The 19,478-nt window shown below is 56.5% G+C and carries 14 protein-coding genes; 4 read left to right on the top strand and 10 right to left on the bottom strand.

All coding sequences use genetic code 11. The features are described 5' to 3' along the window. The first annotated feature begins 29 nt into the window (after window positions 1–29). The gene (gene mprF / locus AC2FHW_RS02015) at window positions 30–2,639 is read left to right on the top strand and encodes a bifunctional lysylphosphatidylglycerol flippase/synthetase MprF (protein WP_496821357.1); all 2,610 of its coding nucleotides are present in this window, start codon (window positions 30–32) and stop codon (window positions 2,637–2,639) included. Between the two features lie 3 nt (window positions 2,640–2,642). On the opposite strand, the gene AC2FHW_RS02010 is transcribed toward mprF, so the two are convergent. The 6 genes from AC2FHW_RS02010 to AC2FHW_RS01985 all read right to left on the bottom strand — a co-directional run bounded on the left by AC2FHW_RS02010 (window position 2,643) and on the right by AC2FHW_RS01985 (window position 7,395). Then, a complete protein-coding gene (locus AC2FHW_RS02010) occupies window positions 2,643–4,205 on the bottom strand; it encodes an efflux transporter outer membrane subunit (protein ID WP_271946619.1) in 1,563 nt (520 codons plus the stop codon). Window positions 4,206–4,216: 11 nt separating this feature from the next. Beyond that, the gene (locus tag AC2FHW_RS02005; protein WP_142634305.1) at window positions 4,217–5,362 is read right to left on the bottom strand and encodes an HlyD family secretion protein; all 1,146 of its coding nucleotides are present in this window, start codon (window positions 5,360–5,362) and stop codon (window positions 4,217–4,219) included. 21 nt (window positions 5,363–5,383) lie between these two features. Continuing rightward, window positions 5,384–5,746: a DUF3302 domain-containing protein gene (locus tag AC2FHW_RS02000; RefSeq protein WP_142634304.1), complete on the bottom strand. Its 363-nt coding sequence runs from the start codon at window positions 5,744–5,746 to the stop codon at window positions 5,384–5,386. Window positions 5,747–5,780: 34 nt separating this feature from the next. Beyond that, entirely contained in the window at window positions 5,781–6,350 is a 570-nt protein-coding gene (locus AC2FHW_RS01995) for a disulfide bond formation protein B (RefSeq protein ID WP_496821356.1), read from the bottom strand. 9 nt (window positions 6,351–6,359) lie between these two features. Continuing rightward, complete coding sequence (locus AC2FHW_RS01990) at window positions 6,360–6,515, bottom strand: DUF5993 family protein (RefSeq protein ID WP_185956618.1); 156 nt, start codon at window positions 6,513–6,515, stop codon at window positions 6,360–6,362. Between the two features lie 97 nt (window positions 6,516–6,612). Next, window positions 6,613–7,395 (bottom strand): DeoR/GlpR family DNA-binding transcription regulator, encoded by a 783-nt coding sequence (locus AC2FHW_RS01985; RefSeq protein ID WP_142634299.1) that lies wholly within the window; start codon window positions 7,393–7,395, stop codon window positions 6,613–6,615. A 203-nt stretch (window positions 7,396–7,598) separates the two neighbouring features. Here AC2FHW_RS01985 and glpD point away from each other — a divergent pair, with 203 nt between their 5' ends. Further along, window positions 7,599–9,176, top strand: a complete 1,578-nt coding sequence (glpD, locus tag AC2FHW_RS01980) for a glycerol-3-phosphate dehydrogenase (protein WP_496821355.1) — start codon at window positions 7,599–7,601, stop codon at window positions 9,174–9,176. Between the two features lie 38 nt (window positions 9,177–9,214). Here glpD and AC2FHW_RS01975 read toward each other — a convergent pair whose 3' ends face one another. The 3 genes from AC2FHW_RS01975 to metG all read right to left on the bottom strand — a co-directional run bounded on the left by AC2FHW_RS01975 (window position 9,215) and on the right by metG (window position 15,542). Further along, entirely contained in the window at window positions 9,215–12,352 is a 3,138-nt protein-coding gene (locus tag AC2FHW_RS01975) for an efflux RND transporter permease subunit (protein WP_496821354.1), read from the bottom strand. A 3-nt stretch (window positions 12,353–12,355) separates the two neighbouring features. Then, entirely contained in the window at window positions 12,356–13,534 is a 1,179-nt protein-coding gene (locus AC2FHW_RS01970; RefSeq protein ID WP_142634293.1) for an efflux RND transporter periplasmic adaptor subunit, read from the bottom strand. 289 nt (window positions 13,535–13,823) lie between these two features. Next, the gene (gene metG, locus AC2FHW_RS01965; protein WP_271946641.1) at window positions 13,824–15,542 is read right to left on the bottom strand and encodes a methionine--tRNA ligase; all 1,719 of its coding nucleotides are present in this window, start codon (window positions 15,540–15,542) and stop codon (window positions 13,824–13,826) included. 256 nt (window positions 15,543–15,798) lie between these two features. On the opposite strand from metG, the gene AC2FHW_RS01960 reads away from it, so the two are divergent. Both AC2FHW_RS01960 and AC2FHW_RS01955 read left to right on the top strand, forming a co-directional pair. Continuing rightward, a complete protein-coding gene (locus AC2FHW_RS01960) occupies window positions 15,799–16,515 on the top strand; it encodes an OB-fold-containig protein (protein ID WP_271946644.1) in 717 nt (238 codons plus the stop codon). Between the two features lie 34 nt (window positions 16,516–16,549). After that, window positions 16,550–18,220 carry a flotillin family protein gene (locus tag AC2FHW_RS01955; protein WP_496728162.1) on the top strand — a complete coding sequence of 557 codons (1,671 nt, stop codon included), beginning with the start codon at window positions 16,550–16,552 and terminating at the stop codon, window positions 18,218–18,220. 33 nt (window positions 18,221–18,253) lie between these two features. Here AC2FHW_RS01955 and AC2FHW_RS01950 read toward each other — a convergent pair whose 3' ends face one another. After that, complete coding sequence (locus AC2FHW_RS01950; RefSeq protein WP_271946650.1) at window positions 18,254–19,477, bottom strand: MFS transporter; 1,224 nt, start codon at window positions 19,475–19,477, stop codon at window positions 18,254–18,256. Window position 19,478: the final 1 nt, after the last annotated feature.

Below are 19,478 nucleotides of genomic sequence, written 5' to 3'. Positions count from 1 at the left end.
CAGCTGCAAACCTGAAACAGGGAAATCACATGACTGATCAGGATACAGGCAAAGAACTCTGGGCCATCAGACTTGCCGAAAGAGTATCCGGTTTTCTGGAACGACCCCTGGTCAGAATCGCCATTCCCGTAATCGTCATGCTGGTCGCCCTGACCGTGCTGCATGAACTGTCTGCACATGTGAAATGGTCATCCGTTCAGACGGATGTGGCGAACACCTCTTGGACGCTGTTGTTCATCGCCTTGTGCTGGACCGCTTTTAGCTTTGTTTCCCTGTCTTTATACGACGTCTTTGCAGTCCAGAGCGTTGCCGACGGTGAGGTCCCTTTGCCGGTTGCGGGCATGGCCGGGGCCTGTGGTTATGCGGTGTCAAACTGCCTTGGGTTTTCCTACATCACGGGCACGGCGATCCGGTATCGGATCTACGCATCTTTGGGGCTGGATCTGGGGCGTGTCGCTGGGGTTATTGCGACCTCGTGGATCGCTTTCTGGTCCGGCATGACCTTGCTGTTAGGGGCTTTGCTGACCTTTCATCCCGACGGGATATCGAAGGTTTTGCCAATCAGCGATACGGTCGAGACGGTCATAGGATTGGGCCTTTTGATCGCTCTGGCAACGCTGTTCATCTGGCTGTCGAAAGGCGGGCGCAGGCTGGCCTATGGCGGGGTTGGATTTAACCTTCCCGGCGGCAAACTGGCCGGGTTGCTGACGCTGGCGGCCTTGGGCGATGTGTTTGGTGCGTCGATGGTTCTGTATGTGCTGCTGCCGACAGACCTTGGGATCGGCTACCCCTATTTCTTCACCATCTTTATTGGCGCGATTGCGGTCGGTATCCTCAGCCATGCGCCGGGTGGAATTGGCGCCTTCGAGGCGACTATGATCGCGGGACTTGGCGCGTCAGGCCGGTCGGATGTCATTGCCGCGCTGTTGCTGTATCGCCTTGTTTATACGTTTCTTCCCTTCCTCATCGCCACGCTTTCAATCGCTGTGGCATCAGCGCTGAGCCACCGGCGACATATTACTGGTGCAGCCACTTGGGTTTATCGAGTGATCCGTCCGATCGTGCCCATGGTGGCCGCAGGTGTGGCCGCAGTGGCCGGTGTGATACTTCTGGTCTCCGGCGCGTTGCCTGCAAGCAGCGGTAACCTGGGTGTGCTACGGGATTTCCTGCCCCTGTCCTTTGTCGAAGCGTCCCACCTGGCCGGAAGCGCGGTAGGGGTCTTACTGATCCTTGTGTCACGGGGGTTGTTTCGCAAGCTTTACCGGGCTTGGGTTGTGGCCATGCTGTTGATGCTGGCCGGTTTTGTCGCTTCGCTGACCAAAGGGCTCGATACGCACGAAGCGCTCAGCATGGTAGGTAGCATCGTTCTGCTGGCCATGTTCCGGGATGCGTTCTATCGGGTTAGCGGCGCGTCGATCTTCAGGTTGAACATACCTTGGCTGGTCAGCGTTCTTGCATTGCTTGCCGTGATCTTTTGGGTGGGTCTGTTTGCTTATTCCCATGTCGAATATCAAAATGCCCTGTGGTGGGAGTTTGCCTGGAACGGCGACGCTTCGCGGTTCCTACGATCCAGCCTTGTGGTTGCGGTCATCCTAGGGGTGGTTGCCGTTAGCTCTCTGTTCGGGCGCGAGATTCCTGTTCCAGTCCGCACAGAAATCCCCGAAGTAGTCGAACGTCTGGTGATGGAAAGCGAAGACACGGAATCCCAGATTTCCCTGACCGGGGACAAGCAGTTCCTGATCGCGCCGGATGAAACCGCTTTTCTGGCTTATGCCGATACCGGCAACGCACTGGTCACCAAAGGTGAACCAGTAGGGGATGAAACCGCCGGTAAACAGCTGATATGGCAGCTGCGCGAGATGGCGGACCGTGAGGGTAAACTTTGTGCCTTCTACAGCGTTTCCACCAAATACCTGCCGACCTTTCTGGACCTTGGCCTGTCGATCCTGAAAATTGGCGAAGTAGCGCGGGTGCCGCTGAAAGATTTTTCGCTGGACGGAAAATCCCGCAAGCGGTTCCGTCAGGCCAAGAACCGTGCCGAACGCGAAGGGTATGTTTTCGAGATTATCCCAAAACAGGAACTAACCCCGATCCTGCCCGAGTTGCGCAAGATTTCGGATGACTGGCTGGCGCAAAAGGCTGGGGCCGAGAAAGGTTTTGCGCTTGGCGGATTTGATGAAACCTATCTGTCCTATTTCGACCACGCGGTGCTGCGGAATGGCGAAACAGGTGAGATCGTCGCGTTTGCTAACCTGTTTCAGGGCGGGCAAAAATCAGAACTGTCGCTGGATCTGATGCGGTATGAACCAGATAGCCCAAGTTTTGTTATGGATGCGCTGTTTGCCGAGATGATGTCATGGGGCGCCGAGCAGGGGTTCCACTGGTTCTCGCTGGGGGCGGCACCGTTTTCCGGGATCGAAAACCGGCAACTGGCATCGCTGTGGAACCGCATTGGCGGCTTTGTCTATGAACATGGCGAACAGTTTTATCACTTCGAGGGGCTGCGCTCGTTCAAGCAGAAATTCGAACCAGAATGGAGCCCGAACTATTTGGCCAGCCCCGGAGGACTGGCCGCGCCGCGTATTCTCTACGAGGTCAACATTCTGATTTCGGGCGGCTTGCACGGTCTGACGAAATAGCGCTCAGTTCAGGCTGGCTTGGGTCGGAGCCTGTTGCAGCAGGTCTCCCCAATCGGTGCGATAGGCCATTTCGGCCAGCACGGTTTCCGGCAGGAACTCCTGATTTTGCCGGATTTGCCAACCACCGCCTAAACCTTTGTAGACTGCAACCAGATTGCTCGAGACCTGCTGGCGGGCTTCGATCAGGTTGGCCTGTGATCGCAGCAATGCGGTTTGCGTGTTCAGAACGCGGGAATAACTGGCGATGCCATCCCGATATTGGTTCACCGCGATCTCGGCAGCTTTGCGCGATGCGGTGACGCTGTTTTGGTAGAATGTCACCTGTTTGCGTGATTGCGTATAGGCGACCATAGCACTTTCGACCTCGGAATAGGCGGTCAGGACGGTGTTTTGATAGTTCGCAATCAAGGCCTGATAAGCTGCGTCCTGGGCGCGGACATTATTCTTGATCCGCCCATAATTCAGCACATTCCAGACCACTCCGGCACTGGCCAGCCCAGTATTGCTGGCGGATGAAAACAGGTCCTGACTGCCCGAGGCCTGCAGGCCGATCGAACCGGACAGGATGAACTGGGGATACAGGTCAGCAATCGCGATCCCAACTTGCGCAGACTGTGTGGCAGCAGCCAGTTCTGCGGCGCGTACATCCGGGCGTCGGCGCAGCAATTCCGCTGGTACTCCAACGGCGACGTTGGATCGGGCCGAAGGGATACGACCGGAATTACCCAGCAACCCGGCCATGCGCGAGGGTGTTGTTCCCAGTAAAACAGCCAAAGCATTCTTGGTCTGCTGAAGATCGCTTTCAATTTCCGGCACTAGCGCCATGGTATTGTTCAGCAGGGCGGTGGCCTCTTGCACATCCAGTTCGGTGGTGACGCCGTTGTTGAAACGCAGCTGGGTCAGATCAACCGATTCCTGTTGCAGCTTGATATTCTCTCGTGCCACGAACAGGGTTTCTTGCAGCGCGCGGAAGCTTACATATAACGCTGCTACATCGCCGGTCAGCGTGACCAAAGCGTCATCGTAATTAGCGACCTGAAGTGCCAGATTGGATCGTGCGGCCTGCACACCCCGGCGTTGCTGCCCCCACACATCCAATTCCCATTGGGCGTCGAAGCCAACCTGCGAGGTCGAGAATTCGGTATCCAGAGGGATGATCCGATTGATATCGGAAATCGGCCCGATATTATCGCTGATCTGGCGCCGCTCGATCGAACCTCCGATGGCCTGCGATTGGGGGTAAAGCTCACCAAAGGCAATCCCAAGCTGTGCGCGGGCCTGTAATACGCGCGCACCGGCCACCTGTAGCGCCAGGTTCTGGGCATAGGCTTCGGCGATCAACCGGTTCAAAGTGGCGTCGTTGAAGGTCTCCCACCATTTTGCCACAGGGGCACTACGCGAGGTGAGGCCGCTGGCACCGACTGAGGGGTTGTTTACCTCGATCCATTCCTTCACGACCGGAGAGTTCGGTCGCACAAAATCAGGACCGACAGGTGCGCATCCCACCAGCAGCGCGGCACACAGGGCTGTGCCCATCAAACTGCGGTTTAGCCTGGCCCGTGTCATACAGCGTGTCCTTAAATGTCCAGTGGTCGGATGAAGTTTGCGAAGGAATAGAGGCGGATATTGATGCGCCGCAGGAACTCAAAGCTTTTGCCCTGGCCGGTATAGATTGCCACCGCGGCATGTCCACCGGCGGGAAAGACGTGGCCATCTGGAATATCGACCGAAATCTGCACGGCAATATGTCCAGGAATTTTTGGCAGTTCAAATCCGGGCAGGCGGCCTGATGGCAGATATTGACCCTGGCGGGTTGCCCACCAGATTGCCTCGACTTTGCCGGTCAGGATTTCTCCGGGATATAAGTCCAGTGCGACCTCAACCTGTTGCCCGGGTTTCACAAATTTCAGGTTTTGCTGCCGGTAAGTGGCGAGAATATAGGGATTTTCCTTGGTCACAAAGCTGGCGATTGCGCCCAATCGGATGTCACCGACAACCAGACCCGGGCGTGCCTGTTGTGAAACGATCATACCATCTTCGGGCGCGTAGATCGTAGTATTGTCCAGAAAGTACCGGGCCTTTTCCAACTGAGCCTGAGCTTGAACGATTCCGGTATTGACCCCGTCGATCTGCGAATCCAGCGCCAGCTTTGCCTTTTCCAGATTGGCTTCGGCCTCTTTTATCTTGGCCTGATCTTCCGTGACCTGCTCGTTCCAGCGATCCAGCTCATCCTCGCGGGCACCACCCGCAGGGACAAGGTTTTCATACCGTGCTTGCTGGGTCAGCGCATATGCCAGTTGCGCGTTGGCTCGCTCGACGGCTTCACCCGCGACGATCACATCCTGTTCCAGAATTTTGGCGTTCTGCTGGGCTGCAACCAACTGTGCGGATGCCTCTTCGAATTCAAGCGCAAAGACGGTGTCGTCGAACCGATACAGCGGATCCCCTTTCTTCACCTCTGTATTCGGCTCGACCAGAACCTCGGACAGGATGGTTGGTTCAGTCAGGCGCGGTACGATCTGTATGGTTGAGCGGACTACGTGGCTGTCGATCGAAAATGGCTGGAAGAACCGCAGCGCAACCATAAAGATCAATAACAGATGAGCACCCACCCAGAAGGAAACGATGCCCCAGGCGATACTAAACTTAAGCCATTGTAGTTTGAAGAAGATCAGCCAGACAAAAATGATGTAGAAAAGCGTAATGCCAAGAGCGACAAACATATTGTGGGACTTCCTTTAGCCTTAGCTTTTTTGTGTTTCGTCCGGGTCCAGTGGATCGCGATATTCTTCGGTCAGATCACCGCCTAACCGTTTGATATCCTTCCGTATCGCATCGCGTTCATCATCAGGCATACGGCGGATATCGACAGTGGCTGCATCGTGGAAAGCCCACATAAAGGCGTGAATCCAGGGAACGACAGCCAGAAACCCCATCCAGCCCATGATCTTGACTGCCTCGGCATGGGGATGGTTGCGTTTGATTGCGATGCGGCCGGGCAGTCCCATTATGAACAGAAACAGCGCCATTACAGCGGCCAGCAGCAGTATAAGTGCGATAAATGTCAGATAGTCATAATAGCCTAGCGGCTGCCCCAGTAGTCCCATTCCGATGCCTCCATGAGGGAAGGTTTATCCATCCTCAGTTGTTGGTGTCCAGTTCGTCAATCAATTTGTAGCTTGTCGGCGGGTCAGCGCAGATACCTGGGCCACATTCCAACAAGGTCGACCCCGCATTCAGCGCGGCCAGCCCTAGCATCACAAAGAACGCGGTTTTGGCCAGCATATTGCCCCCGAACCGTGGTTGATCGTCGGTTGTGTCCTGATATTGATGGTCGAAAAGCAGCATGATTGCCGTGCCCAGAAGGATCAGAAAAAAGCAGATCGCGGCCCATGTGTAGTAGTGATACCCAAAAACAGGCGAACCATAGTGGCCGGTACCCGGTACGATATGCAGCAAGATCTGGCGAACGGAAACGCTGATCCCAAACAGTGCCGCAAGCAACATCAACGCATAATGCTGCGGCCGGGCTCCGTATAGCAGGTTCAGGCCCAAACCAACGCCCACCGCTACGAACCCGACCCGTTGCAATAAGCAAAGCGGGCAGGGCAGTTCGTTCAGCGCCAGCTGGTATCCGAAGGCCAGTACAAGAACGAGGCTGACCGCCAGGGTTCCCAACGCGTTCAGGGTGCGGGAAAGCTCGGGTGTCATTGTGGCCTCCTACAGCTGAATGGTCAGTTGGCTGGTGGCATGAAACTTCAGCCAATAAACACTTAGGGCCATGGTAATGAAGAACACAACATTGGCCGCTTTGGTTTTTCTATAATAATTCAGCCCCATAGTGGCTGAGAGTAACGCAAATAAAAGCGCGATCATGGCCCGGATCTCCCCCTTGCCGTGCACTGATTGCAATATGTTGTGATACTGTCAGGGCCGGTCGCCTATGACAAGAACCACGTTTGGAATTACGCGTTTAATGCGAATCTCCGGTGGTTCGGCCGCTGTATACGACCCGCGTTCCCCATTCCTTGCATTTACGTGCAAGCCGACTTGGAAGAGGTTGATCTGTAAAGAAAACGTCAACTTCGGACATCGAGGCAATACGGGCAGGGGCCGAGCGCTGAAATTTCGAATGATCGGCAACCAGAAAGCTGTGTCTGGCCTGTGCAATGATAGTCTGGCTGACACGGACTTCTTGGAAATCGAAATCCAGAAGATCACCATCGGCGTCCAGTGCGGAACACCCGATTACCGCATAATCGAACTTGAATTGTTCAATCGTTGAATTTGTCAGGTTGCCGATCAGACCACCGTCCGACCGGCGCAGAACACCACCGGCGACGACGATCTGGCAGTTCGTGTTTTCCACCAGGATACGCGCGACATTCATGTTATTTGTCACCACCATAAGATCTTTGTGGTTTAGCAACTGATGCGCGACAGCCTCGGTCGATGTACCGATGTTCAAAAAAAGCGATGCACCATCCGGTATGTTGGCAGCGCAAACCTGTGCGATACGGGTCTTGATTTCAGCATTCAGGGCGCGCCGGTCCTCGTAACCGATATTCGAAACGCCGGATCGCAGGACCGCGCCGCCATGAACCCGGTCCAGCTTGCCCAATTCCGCAAGCTCGGAAAGATCGCGCCGGATCGTTTGGACCGTGACACCAAACTGCAACGCCAGATCCTCGACCATGACGCGACCATTCTGCTTGGCGATTTCTATGATGTCTGACTGGCGGAACGAAAGAGACAAGGGAAGCTCCGGTTATTGGGTTCTTTCGTTTTTGTTCCTTTTTTCGCAATATTGCAACCGGCAGAAATCAAGCATTGTTTGTAGAACAACAAAAAATCACTATTCTTGTTTGTTAAGCGAAAAAAAACGAAAATCTACATTGACGAACCGAGTATCGAGCGGGTTAATTGCCGCACGTTTTCAGCAAAAGGACTGACCTGCAAATGGCACAGCAGACTGGCCAGGTTACTGACCTATTCATCATCGGTGGCGGTATTAACGGTTGCGGGATCGCGCGTGATGCGGCCGGGCGGGGATTGTCGGTGACATTGGCCGAGATGAACGACTTGGCATCGGCCACGTCCTCGGCCTCGACCAAATTGTTCCACGGCGGCCTACGGTATCTGGAATATTTTGAGTTCAGGTTGGTCCGCGAGGCGCTGATTGAGCGGGAAACGCTGCTGCGGGCAATGCCTCATATCAGTTGGCCGATGCGCTTTGTGCTTCCCTACCACGATGGGATGCGATTTGACTCGGACACTCCGACCTCACGGCTGCTGAGTACAGTGATGCCTTGGATGCGTGGTCGTCGTCCAGCCTGGCTGATCCGTCTTGGCCTGTTCATGTACGATCACCTTGGAGGGCGGAAAATTCTACCCGGGACCTCTGCGCTGAATTTGCGTTCCGCGCCTGAAGGTGTCCCGCTGCAAAATAGGTTTGAGACCGCGTATGAGTATTCCGACTGCTGGATCGAAGATTCCCGTCTGGTAGTTCTGAATGCCCGTGATGCCGAGGCCCGTGGCGCCGATATTCTGGTTCGGACCGAAGTTCTTTCAGCCGAGCGGGTGGATGATGTTTGGCTTGTGACGATCCGCGATAACCAAAATGACGAAACCCGTATCGTCCTGGCAAAGATGTTGATCAATGCCGGTGGGCCCTGGGTTGGCGATATCATCCAGGAAAAAATCCACGTGAACTCGCGCGAGGGGGTTCGGTTGGTCCGCGGCAGCCATATCGTAACCCACAGGTTATTCAACCATGACAAATGCTATTTCTTTCAGGGCGAAGACGGGCGCATCATCTTTGCCATTCCCTATGAGAGAGATTTCACCCTTATTGGAACAACTGATCAGGATCACCCAGACCCATCGGTTCTTCCAGTCTGTACCGAGTCTGAACAGGAATATCTGTGTGCGTTTGCGTCAAAATATTTTGAGCAGCCTGTGACCCGCGAAGACATCGTCTGGACCTATTCCGGTGTGCGCCCTCTGTATGACGATGGGGCCAGCAGCGCAACGGCCGCGACCAGAGACTATACTCTGAAGGTCAATGGGCTTGGCGGTGCTCCGGTTTTGAATGTTTTCGGCGGCAAGATTACGACCTATCGCAGATTGGCCGAAAGTGCGCTTGAGAAAATCGCTGAGTACTTCCCGGATTTGCCCGGTCCATGGACCGCTGGAGTTTCTTTGCCGGGTGGCGATTTCCCCGTTAGCGCAGTGCAAGACCTTATTGCCGGTCTGGAATTCGACTATGCCTTTTTGAATCGCACATGGGCGGAACGGCTGGTGCGCGCCTATGGAACCGAGGCGCGCGCTATTCTGGCCGATGCAAAGACCGCTGAGGATCTGGGGGAAGAGTTCGGGGCGACGCTGACCGAACGCGAAATGGAATGGCTGGTCACCAAGGAATATGTGCGCTGCGCTGAAGATGCCATCTGGCGCAGAAACAAGCTGGGCCTAAGGCTTGATGCCGATCAGATCGCTGCCATCCAGCGCTGGATCGAAAAGCGCCTGGCCCATTAAAGAAAAGCCCCGCGTTATCGGCGGGGCTTTTTTTTGATTTATGCGGCTTCTTCCGAAGGGTCGGGGTCGTTCTTTGTCCCTTTGAGCCATTCCCTCAGCCCCTGCATCAGGGCGTAAAGTACCGGCACAAGGATAACGCCAACCAGAGTCGCCGCCAGCATTCCGCCAAAGACGGCGACACCGATGGCCTTCTGGCTAGCCGCTCCCGCGCCGTTCGCGGCAAGCAACGGTACAACACCCAACAGGAAGGAGAGGGCGGTCATCATCACCGCGCGGAAACGTTGATGGGCGGCTTCGGCTGCAGCATCTTTGATCGAAAGGCCATTGGCACGCTGTTCCATTGCGAATTCAACGATGAGGATACCGTTCTTCGACGCAAGCCCCACCAGCATGATCATCCCGATCTGCGTGTACAGGTTTATGTCGCTGCCCACGATGGCCACCGCCGCAACCGCCCCGAATAGGGCAACAATAACCGATAGAAGAATGGACACCGGCATCGACCAGCTTTCGTATTGCCCCACCAGGAACAAATAGGCGAACAGGACAGCAAGCCCGAGGATAATGATCACAAGGCTGCCGGATGCAAGCTGCTGTTGCGCGGTACCTGTCCATTCAAACGCGTATCCCGAGGGTAGGGCGTTGGCGGATTCTTCTGTCATCACAGTGATAGCGTCGCCACTGGACAGCCCTGGCGCAGGTACAGCTGTAACAGTTGCCGAACGGAACAGGTTATGCCGTTTTAACAGGACTGGCCCCAACACGTTTTCCACGTCGATCAACGTACCCAATGGAACCATATCGCCCTTGGTCGAGCGCACATACAGGTTCGAAATATCCTCGACCTTGTTCCGATAGCTCCCCTCGGCCTGAATCATCACACGGTAGACGCGGCCGAACAGGTTGAAATCGTTCACATAGTACGAGCCCAGCTGGGCTTGCATCGTCTGGAAAATCTCAGCAACAGACACTTCCAGGGTTTTCGCTTTCTCACGGTCCAGATCGACAAATAGCTGGGGAACATTGGCCCGGAACGTTGTATAGGCCTGACCAATCTCGGGTCGCTGGTTTGCAGCATAGACGAAGGACCCAACGGCCGAGGCCAGATCCTGAGGCGTACCGCCCCCGACTTGCTGAACCTCCATTTCCACACCGGCTGACATGCCGAGGCCCTGAATCGGTGGCGGGTTGAAGGCCACGATCGAAGCTGCGGATTCGCCATTTGCAATCGCCAGAACCTTGCCCAGAATGGCATCGGCAGACAGGTCGGGATCTTGCCGCTCGTCCCAGTTGTCGAGGTTCACAAAAACGGTCGCTCCATTTGTGGTTGTGCCGTTCAGCAGCGAAAACCCGTTGATCAGAACCGTACTGGCGACCCCCGAGATATCGCGGATTTGGTCGTCGACCCGACCTGCGATAGTCTCGGTGCGTTCCAGTGTTGCCGCATCTGGCAACTGGATGTCCACAAAGAGATAGCCGTTGTCTTCAAGCGGAATAAAACCGCTTGATGTGTTCGACATGATCGTCCCTGTACCCATGGCCAGAACAACGATGACGCCCAGTCCGGCGACTGGCAGAATTAACAGTTTTCGGACAATGACAACATAACCGTCACGCAGCGTTCCGATGAAACGCTCAAACAGGGCCAGAATACCCTTGGGCGGACCCGAGCGCGCGCGCAGAACCAGTCCGCAAAGCGCCGGAGACAAGGTCAAAGCGTTGATTGAAGAAATCACGACCGCAGTCGAGATGGTGACTGCAAACTGAGAATACAGTCGCCCCGAGATGCCAGGCATAAAGGTTACGGGCACAAAAACGGCCAGCAGAACCAGTGTGGTTGCGATGACGGGTCCGGTGATTTGGCCCATTGCTTTCCGTGTCGCCTCAGGCGGGGACAACCCTTCGTCGGCGATAATGCGTTCAACGTTTTCAACCACCACGATGGCATCATCGACCACGATCCCGATGGCCAGTACAAGCGCGAACAAAGAAATTGTGTTCAGGGACATCCCAAACGCCAGCAGGAACGCGAACGTGCCAATCAGCGAAACAGGAATAGCAACCGCAGGAATGATCGTGGCACGCCAACTGCCCAAAAAGACAAATACGACCGAAATCACTAAAACGAACGTCAGCATCAGGGTGGAAACCACGTCGTTCAGAGATTGTTCCACGAAGTCGGTCGTGTTGAACGGAACCTGATATTCAACATCTGTTGGGAACGAACGCGACAGCCGGTCCAATTCGGCCTGAACACGATCTGAAACAGCCAACGCATTGGCACCGGGGGCTTGATAAATACCGATAACCGTTGCGGGTTCTGCCTGGAAATAACCCGAAGCCGAATAGAACTGCGCTCCAAGTTCGGTTCTGGCAATGTCCCTTACGCGTACGATTGCCCCTGCATCACCAGTACGGATGACAATATTGCCAAATTCAGCGGCCGAGGTCAGCCGGCCCTTGGTCTTGATCGTATATTGAAATGTCTGTCCCTCAGGGACCGGCGGCGAGCCTATCGAACCGGCAGACACTTCGATATTCTGTTCTCGGATAGCGTTTATGACATCACCCGGTGAAATCGACAGGGCGGTCATCTTGTCGGGATCCATCCATATCCGCATTGCATATTCAAGGTTAGTCAGAACGTCGGCTTTACCAACACCCTGTACCCGCGCCAACGCATCTTTCAGGTTGATCGAAGCGTAGTTCGACAAGAATACACTGTCATAGGTGCTTTTGGGTGAGGTCAGCGTGACCAGCATCAGCATATTGGTCGATGCCTTCTGCGTAACGACACCCGACGAAGTCACCTCTGACGGAAGCGAAGACATGGCCTGCGCAACGCGGTTCTGCACGTTGACGGATGCAATGTCAGGATCGGTGCCGACTTCAAAGGTAATATTCAACGAATACGATCCGTTATCCGAAGAGGTGGACGTCATGTAGATCATGTCATCCACGCCGTTGACCTGCGCCTCGATCGGCGCGGCGACAGTGTTCTCGACCGTTTCGGCATTGGCACCGGTATAGGTGGCGGAAACGCTGACGACCGGTGGCGTAATATCAGGAAACTGGGCGACCGGCAGAACCATATAGCCGATCCCGCCCATGATCGTCAGGACAAGCGAAATAACTAGGGCCAGCTTGGGCCGGCTGATGAACAGGGATGAGAACATCTGTTACTCTCCCGGCTGCTCGGATGCGGTGACAGCATCCACTGCCACACCCGGGCGCACGCGCTGGAGGCCCTCGACGATCACGCTTTCCCCTTCGCGCAGGCCGTCTAGAACGATCACAGCAGTTCCGACATTGTCGCCGGTGGTGATATAGCGCTGTTCGACCATTTGCTTATCGTTAACGACCAGAACGAAATCACCGCGCTGATCACGTGACAAGGCCGCCTGCGGGATCAGAACCTGCAAGGTCGGCTCCAGGGCTTCGATATGAACGCTCAGGAACTGACCATCGAGGATCAGCCGGTCGGCATTTGTGAATTCGGCCCGCATTGCAATCGTTCCAGTTAGCGGGTCGATATGGTTGTCAACGAAAACAATCGAACCTGTTTCGCCCAAGTCCGATCCATTGGGCAGCGTTACATGCACATTCGGGCTTTTGGGGCTTTCGGCCAGCGACGATGCATTCTCGCCATATTGTTCAAGAACCGAGGTAAACTGTTTTTCGTTCAACGAGAAATTCACATACACTGGTGCCTCGCTGACGATATTCACCAATGGTGGGTTGTTCGGGCCAACAACGTCCCCGACGCTGATAGCGACCCGCCCGATACGGCCGGTGAACGGTGCGTGGACCTTAGTATAGCTCAGATCAAGTTCAGCCTGTTGGATCGCGGCTTTCGCAGCTTTGACTTCGGCAATGGCCACAAGTTCGTTGGCACGGGCGATATCCCGTTCGCTTTCCGGAGTGGCATCGCGTTTGTAAAGTTCTTCCTTCCGGGCCAGGTCAACTTTGGCGAGCTCAAGATTTGCTTCGGCACGGTCCAGATCGGCATTCCGTGCATCTAGTGTCGCCTGATACAGGTCCGGCTCGATCGTGAACATAAGGTCGCCTTCATTCACCATCGCGCCGTCTTCAACATTCTGACTGTCCAGAAATCCGCTGACCCGGGCGACAATATCGGCCTTGTTCAGCGCCTCAGCTCGACCGATGAAAGTCGCCTCGTCCGTGATTTCTTGCGTGTAGGCCGCTGCGATGGACACTTTGGGCGGTGGGGCGTCACTTTTATCCTGCGCGGCAGCTGGCACCACCAACCCACACAGGGCCAAAGCTGCGGCATACCAAACGGATTTGGCTATGGGGTCATTCGGTCGAAAGCTGAAAAGTGTTGATGCAAGGATCATGGCAGAAGCCCCATTGAAACAAAAACTGGACACAACTCGGGTCGCCGCCAGCGGTCCGAGTCGCCTAAACTCTTCGTGAGGATGGCTGGTTTTGCTAGGTTTCTCAAGCGTGTTAGCCCGTAGGGCAATCGCTTACCCAAGGATATTTTTCTGTAGGGCGGCAGGTTTACGCAAATCGGCCAGGGCTAGTTCCCTGATCTGGCAAGGTCGTTTCCGGCAATCTGGATCAAACGCAAAATGAAAAAAGGGGGCCGTAAAGCCCCCTGTATTCTTTTCCCGGTCGGGTGTCTTAGGTGCGGACACCTGCAAAACGGTCCTGCCAGTCTTCGCGCTGTTCGTCGGTGATCTTGGCGAACAGAACATCGGGAACGGCAAAGTCGTGGCCTGCGGGCAGGGCGGACAGGGCCGCCGCAACATCGTCAGGCCAGGCGGTATCCATCGTGTTCATCGCGCTCAGCATACGGGCGGTGGTTTCGGGAATGAACGGCGCACTGAGCACGGCATAGAGCCGGATCAAGTTCAGACCCAGACGCACCTGTACCGCGGCCTGTTCGGGATCTTCCTTGAAGGTCGACCAGGGTGCCGCGGATTGAAGATACTCGTTCCCGGCAACCCAGATGGCGCGCAATTCCTGGGCGGATTTGCGAACTTCCATTGCCTCCATGAACCCTTCATAGGCGCGGACGCGGCGGGTCAGCTCTTCGATCAGGGCCTGCTCGCGGTCGCCATAGGTGCCGCCTTGGGGCACCGCCTCGCCGAATTTTGAGCGGCAGAACTTGGTGATCCGGCTGACGAAGTTGCCCAACACATCGGCCAGATCCTTGTTCACCGATTGCTGGAAGTTCTCCCAGGTGAATTCGCTATCGCTGCTTTCGGGCGCATGGCTCAGCAGCCACCAGCGCCAGTAATCGGCAGGCAGGATGTCCAGCGCCTGGTCCATGAACACGCCGCGACCTTGGCTGGTCGAGAACTGGCCGCCGTCATAGTTCAGGTAGTTGAAGGATTTCAGATGGTCGACCATCTTCCACGGCTCACCCGAACCTAGAATGGTCGCCGGGAAGGACAGGGTATGGAAAGGCACGTTGTCCTTACCCATGAATTGAACATAGCGCACGTCATCGGCACCTTTGTCAGTGCGCCACCAGCGCTCCCACTCGGCATCCGGCTTGCCGGTCGCATCAGCCCACTCCTTGGCGCAGGCGATGTATTCGATCGGCGCGTCGAACCAGACGTAAAAGACCTTGCCCTCCATGCCGGGCCAGTCCTGATCGCCTTTCTTGACCGGCACGCCCCAGTCCAGATCGCGGGTAATGCCACGGTCTTGCAGGCCGTCGCCGTCATGTAACCATTTCTTGGCAATGGATGTGGTCAGGATTGGCCAGTCGGACTTGGAGTCGATCCAGGCGTTTAGTTGATCTTTCATTGATGACTGGCGCAAATACAGGTGCTTGGTTTCGCGCACCTCAAGGTCGGTCGAACCGGAAATGGCCGAACGCGGCTCGATCAGGTCGGTCGGGTCCAGCTGTTTGGTACAGTTTTCGCACTGATCACCGCGCGCACGGTCGTACCCGCAGTTGGGGCAGGTGCCTTCAATATAGCGGTCAGGAAGAAAGCGCCTATCGGCGTGGGAATAGACCTGCTTCTCGCTCACTTCGCGGATCAACCCGGCGTCATCCAATTTGCCTGCGAAATGCTGGGTCAGCACCTTGTTCTGGGGGCTGGATGAGCGGCCAAAGTGATCAAAGCTCAGGCCAAAGCGCTGTGCGATATCGGCCTGCACGCCATGCATCTCGGCACAGTATTCGGCGACCGGCTTGCCTGCCTTGGCGGCGGCCAGCTCGGCGGGGGTGCCGTGTTCGTCGGTGGCGCAGAGAAACATGACCTCATTCCCCCGGCCGCGCTGATACCGCGCATACAGGTCGGCAGGCAATTGCGAGCCGATCAGATTGCCGAGGTGCTTGATCCCGTTGATGTAGGGGATCGCCGAGGTGATGAGAATCCGAGCCATGTTCCGTTTCCGCGTATGTAACTGCAGGCCCGTCTATCTTATGTCACAGCCCAGCAAAAGCCCGGCTTTTGCACGGATGCAACTTTCCGGCCCCATGCACGGAAAAATCCCCAAAGAACGGGTTTCCCGACTGCCGCTGTGTCACCGTGTCAATTACCCATAGGTTGAAATATAGAATCACAACCTCTTGAAACTTTGTCATGACTCCCCATATTTACTGCATACCATCGTATACAATAACGGAGACGGCCCACTGATGTTCAGTTTTCTACTCGAGGGTGCATTTGTGCCCTTTACCATCGCGATTGCTCTGTTGTTTGGCCTTTTGGGGCTGGAACTGGTGGCGCTGATGCTGGGTGGAAGCCTGATGGCGGGCGAGGGCGACGTTGACCTTGATCTGGTTGACGCTCCGGAATTGGACATCGGTGATTTCGAACTTGATCTGGATGCGGATGTCGATCTGGGTGAGTTCGAGCTGGCCGAGGTTGCGGCGGAAACGCCGGTTGTGACCTCGGACGGTCCTGCAAGCTGGCTGGGCTTTGGAAAAGTGCCGTTCATGATCTGGCTGGTGGTTCTGCTGGCTGGTTTCGGCCTGTCTGGCATCGGCTTGCAGCTGGGCCTGCGTGATGTGATGGGCTTTGATCTGCCCTCATGGATGGCTGCGATCCCGGCTGGGGCCTTAGGCATCTGGTTTGCGCGTGGCTTTAGCGCGGTCTTTGCCCGCCTGCTGCCGAAAACCGAGACCGAGGCTATGTCCGAACGGATGCTGGCCCGCCGTCGCGGTTTCATCTCGCAAGGGACAGCATCGCGTGGCCGCCCGGCCGAAGTGCGGGTCATGGATCGCTTTGGCAATGCGCATTACCTGCGCGCTGAGCCCCTGCAGGACAAGGATACGCTGGAACAGGGCACTGAAGTGCTTGTCCTGCGCGACCGACGGCAAGACCGGTTCGTTCTGGTCGGCTTGTCAAACTAACTAAATTTCAAACCCCAATCTCGGAGGAATTTGCATGGAACTTACATTCCTAGCCGTCACAGTTGTGACCATTTTAGCGGTCGTTATGTTCATCGGCCTTGTACTGGCCCGACTCTACCGCCGCGCAACCCGCGAGGTGAGCCTGGTGAAAACCGGTGCTGGTGGTAAGAAAGTCATCATGGATGGTGGCGTCATCGTCGTGCCGCTGTTGCATGAGGTCAGCCCCGTCAACATGAAGACCCTGCGTCTTGAGGTGCAGCGCAGCGCCGAGGCTGCTTTGATCACCAAAGACCGGATGCGTGTTGACGTGGGGGTCGAGTTCTATGTCTCGGTCATGGCCACGGAAGAGGGCATCGCACGCGCGGCCCAAACCCTGGGCGCCCGTACATTCGATGTCGAACAGCTGCGTGAGATGATCGAAGGCAAGCTGATCGACGGTCTGCGTGCCGTGGCTGCGCAGATGACCATGGACGGTCTGCATGAAAACCGCGCTGACTTTGTGCAAGAGGTGCAGAATGCGGTGTCCGAAGACCTTCTGAAAAACGGCCTGTCGCTGGAATCGGTCTCGCTGACCGCGCTGGATCAGACACCGTTCGAAGCGCTGGATGAAAACAACGCCTTTAACGCCGTGGGTATGCGCAAGCTGGCCGAGGTGATTGCGACCTCGAAAAAAGAGCGCGCGCAGATTGATGCGGATGCCGAGGTTGAAGTGCGCCGTGCTGCGATGGAAGCCCAGCGTCAGAAGCTGTTGATCGACAAGGACGAAGAGCAGGCGCGCATCGAACAGACGCAACAGATCGAAACCCTGCGCGTGGCGCAAGAGGCTGAGATCGCCGCGCGGACCGAGGATTCTGTACGTGAAACCGAGCGTGCCCGGATTGCGCGCGAGGAAGCAATTCGAGCGGCTGACATTGAACGCGAGCGTAAAATCCGTGAGGCCGAGATCTCGAAAGAGCGTGAGTTGGAGGTTGCCGAGCAAGAGCGTCAGATCATCATCGCGCAGAAATCCGAAGAGGAAAGCCGCGCCCGTGCGTCTGCCGATCTGGCCCGCGCTGAGGCGACCAAAGCGACCGAAGCGGTGGTTACCGCCCGTCAGGTGGCCGAGGCCGAGCGTCAGAAGCAGATCGTGCTGATCGAAGCGACGCGTGAGGCTGAACGTCAGGCCACAGCCATCCGTCTGGCCGCCCAGGCCGAGAAAGAAGCTGCCGCCGACCGCGCCGAAGCCCGCCGCGAAGAGGCGCAAGCCGAAGCGGATGCGCTGAACATCCGCGCCGAGGCCAAGAAGAACGACATGCTGGCCGAAGCGGAAGGTAAGCGCGCGATTGTCGAGGCTGACAATGCCCTGTCCGTTGATCAGATCCGCCTGAAGGTTGATCTAGCCCGGATTGAAGCGATGCCGACGATCATTGCGGAAATGGTCAAACCTGCCGAAAAGATCGACTCGATCAAGATCCATCAGGTTGGCGGGATCGGTGCCGCCGGTGGTGGCGGAGGCGCCAATGGCGACAAGCCGGTGGTGAACCAGGCGCTGGATTCGATCATGGGCATGGCCGTTCAGATGCCCGCGTTGAAAAAGCTGGGCGAAGAGCTGGGCCTGTCGATGGAAAACGGGGTCGGGGGCATCGTCAACGGCGCGCTAGAGCCGACGGTTGATCCGGTGAAAGAGGTCGAAGTTGTCGACAAGGAACCTCACACCGAACACTAAAACGAAAGGGCCGGGATTTTCCCGGCCCTTTTTCTATCGTTCCTCGCGGGATCGTTTCAGCAAGCGCCCGATGGTAAACGAGGTTCGCGGTGAATAGACATAGCTGGTGCGTTCCTCGGGTGTTGGCCGCGACCGCATCCGCGCCAGACCAAAGATGATCAGGAACACGTGGCCAAGTGCCACAAAGGCAAAAAGCGCGCCGGGTCCAAAGGATTGGATCAAAGTGGATGACACGTAAGGCGAGGCAATCGCACCCAGCGCATACCAGAACATCAGCGCGGCAGAGAGCTCGACCCGTTGTTCGGTTGTGGCAAAGTCATTGGCGTGCGCGGATGAAACTGAGAAAATCGGGAAGGTCGTAAAGCCGAACAAACACGCGGCCAGCATGACGCCGACGGTTCCGGTGTTGCCGGCGGCCATGGTCACACCGCAGCTGAGGACGGCGGCTACCGAAAGCCAGATCAGTACCCAGCGCCTGTCGTATTTATCGGCTAGCCATCCCATCGGATATTGCGCCAACGCGCCGCCCAGCACGAAAGACGCCAGGAAAAACGCGATCTGATCGACACCAAGCCCAACCTCTTGCCCGTAAACAGGGCCAACCATCCGAAAGGACGCCGAGCTTAACGCAGCAACCACCACCCCGGCCACCGCCAGAGGAGAGCTGTTCCAGGCCAGTTTCGGGCGCAGCCGCGGGGCGTCGGGCGTTTCGGGCTGGCTGGCGCGCGTCAGGGTCAGTGGCAACAGGGCAGCGCAGCACAGGATCGCCAGCAAGTTATACGAGACATATGATGCTGGTGGCAGAACTGCGATGATCAGCTGGGCGCAGAGGGACGCGCCCATATCGACGATGCGATAGGTGCCCATGGCGCGCCCGCGCGTCTCATTCGTGACTTTTGCGTTCAGCCAGGCCTCGATCACTGTGTAGCACCCGGCGACACAGGCGCCTGACGCGATCCGAAGGGCCGCCCAGATATAAGCGTTGTCCGTCAGGGTGTGCCCCAGCAACCCCATTGCGCCCAAAGCTGTGCAAACGGCAAATGCCCGCGAATGGCCGACGCTTCCCATCAGGCGCGGGGCCCACCAGCATCCCACAAAGAAGCCAACGAAATGGGCCGAGCCCAACAGACCAATTTGCCCGGTGGTGAAATTCAGGGTCAGGCCGGAAATCGCATCCAGCGGGCCAACGCCACCGGTGGACAGTTGAAGCAGAATGACGGAAAGAAATAGGGCGGCAAAGGAAATGATCGTGCGCATG

This window comes from Ruegeria sp. YTSA108 (assembly GCF_059610185.1).
Note: the sequence above shows the minus strand (reverse complement) of the source record. Positions and strands in the feature narration are given on the sequence as shown.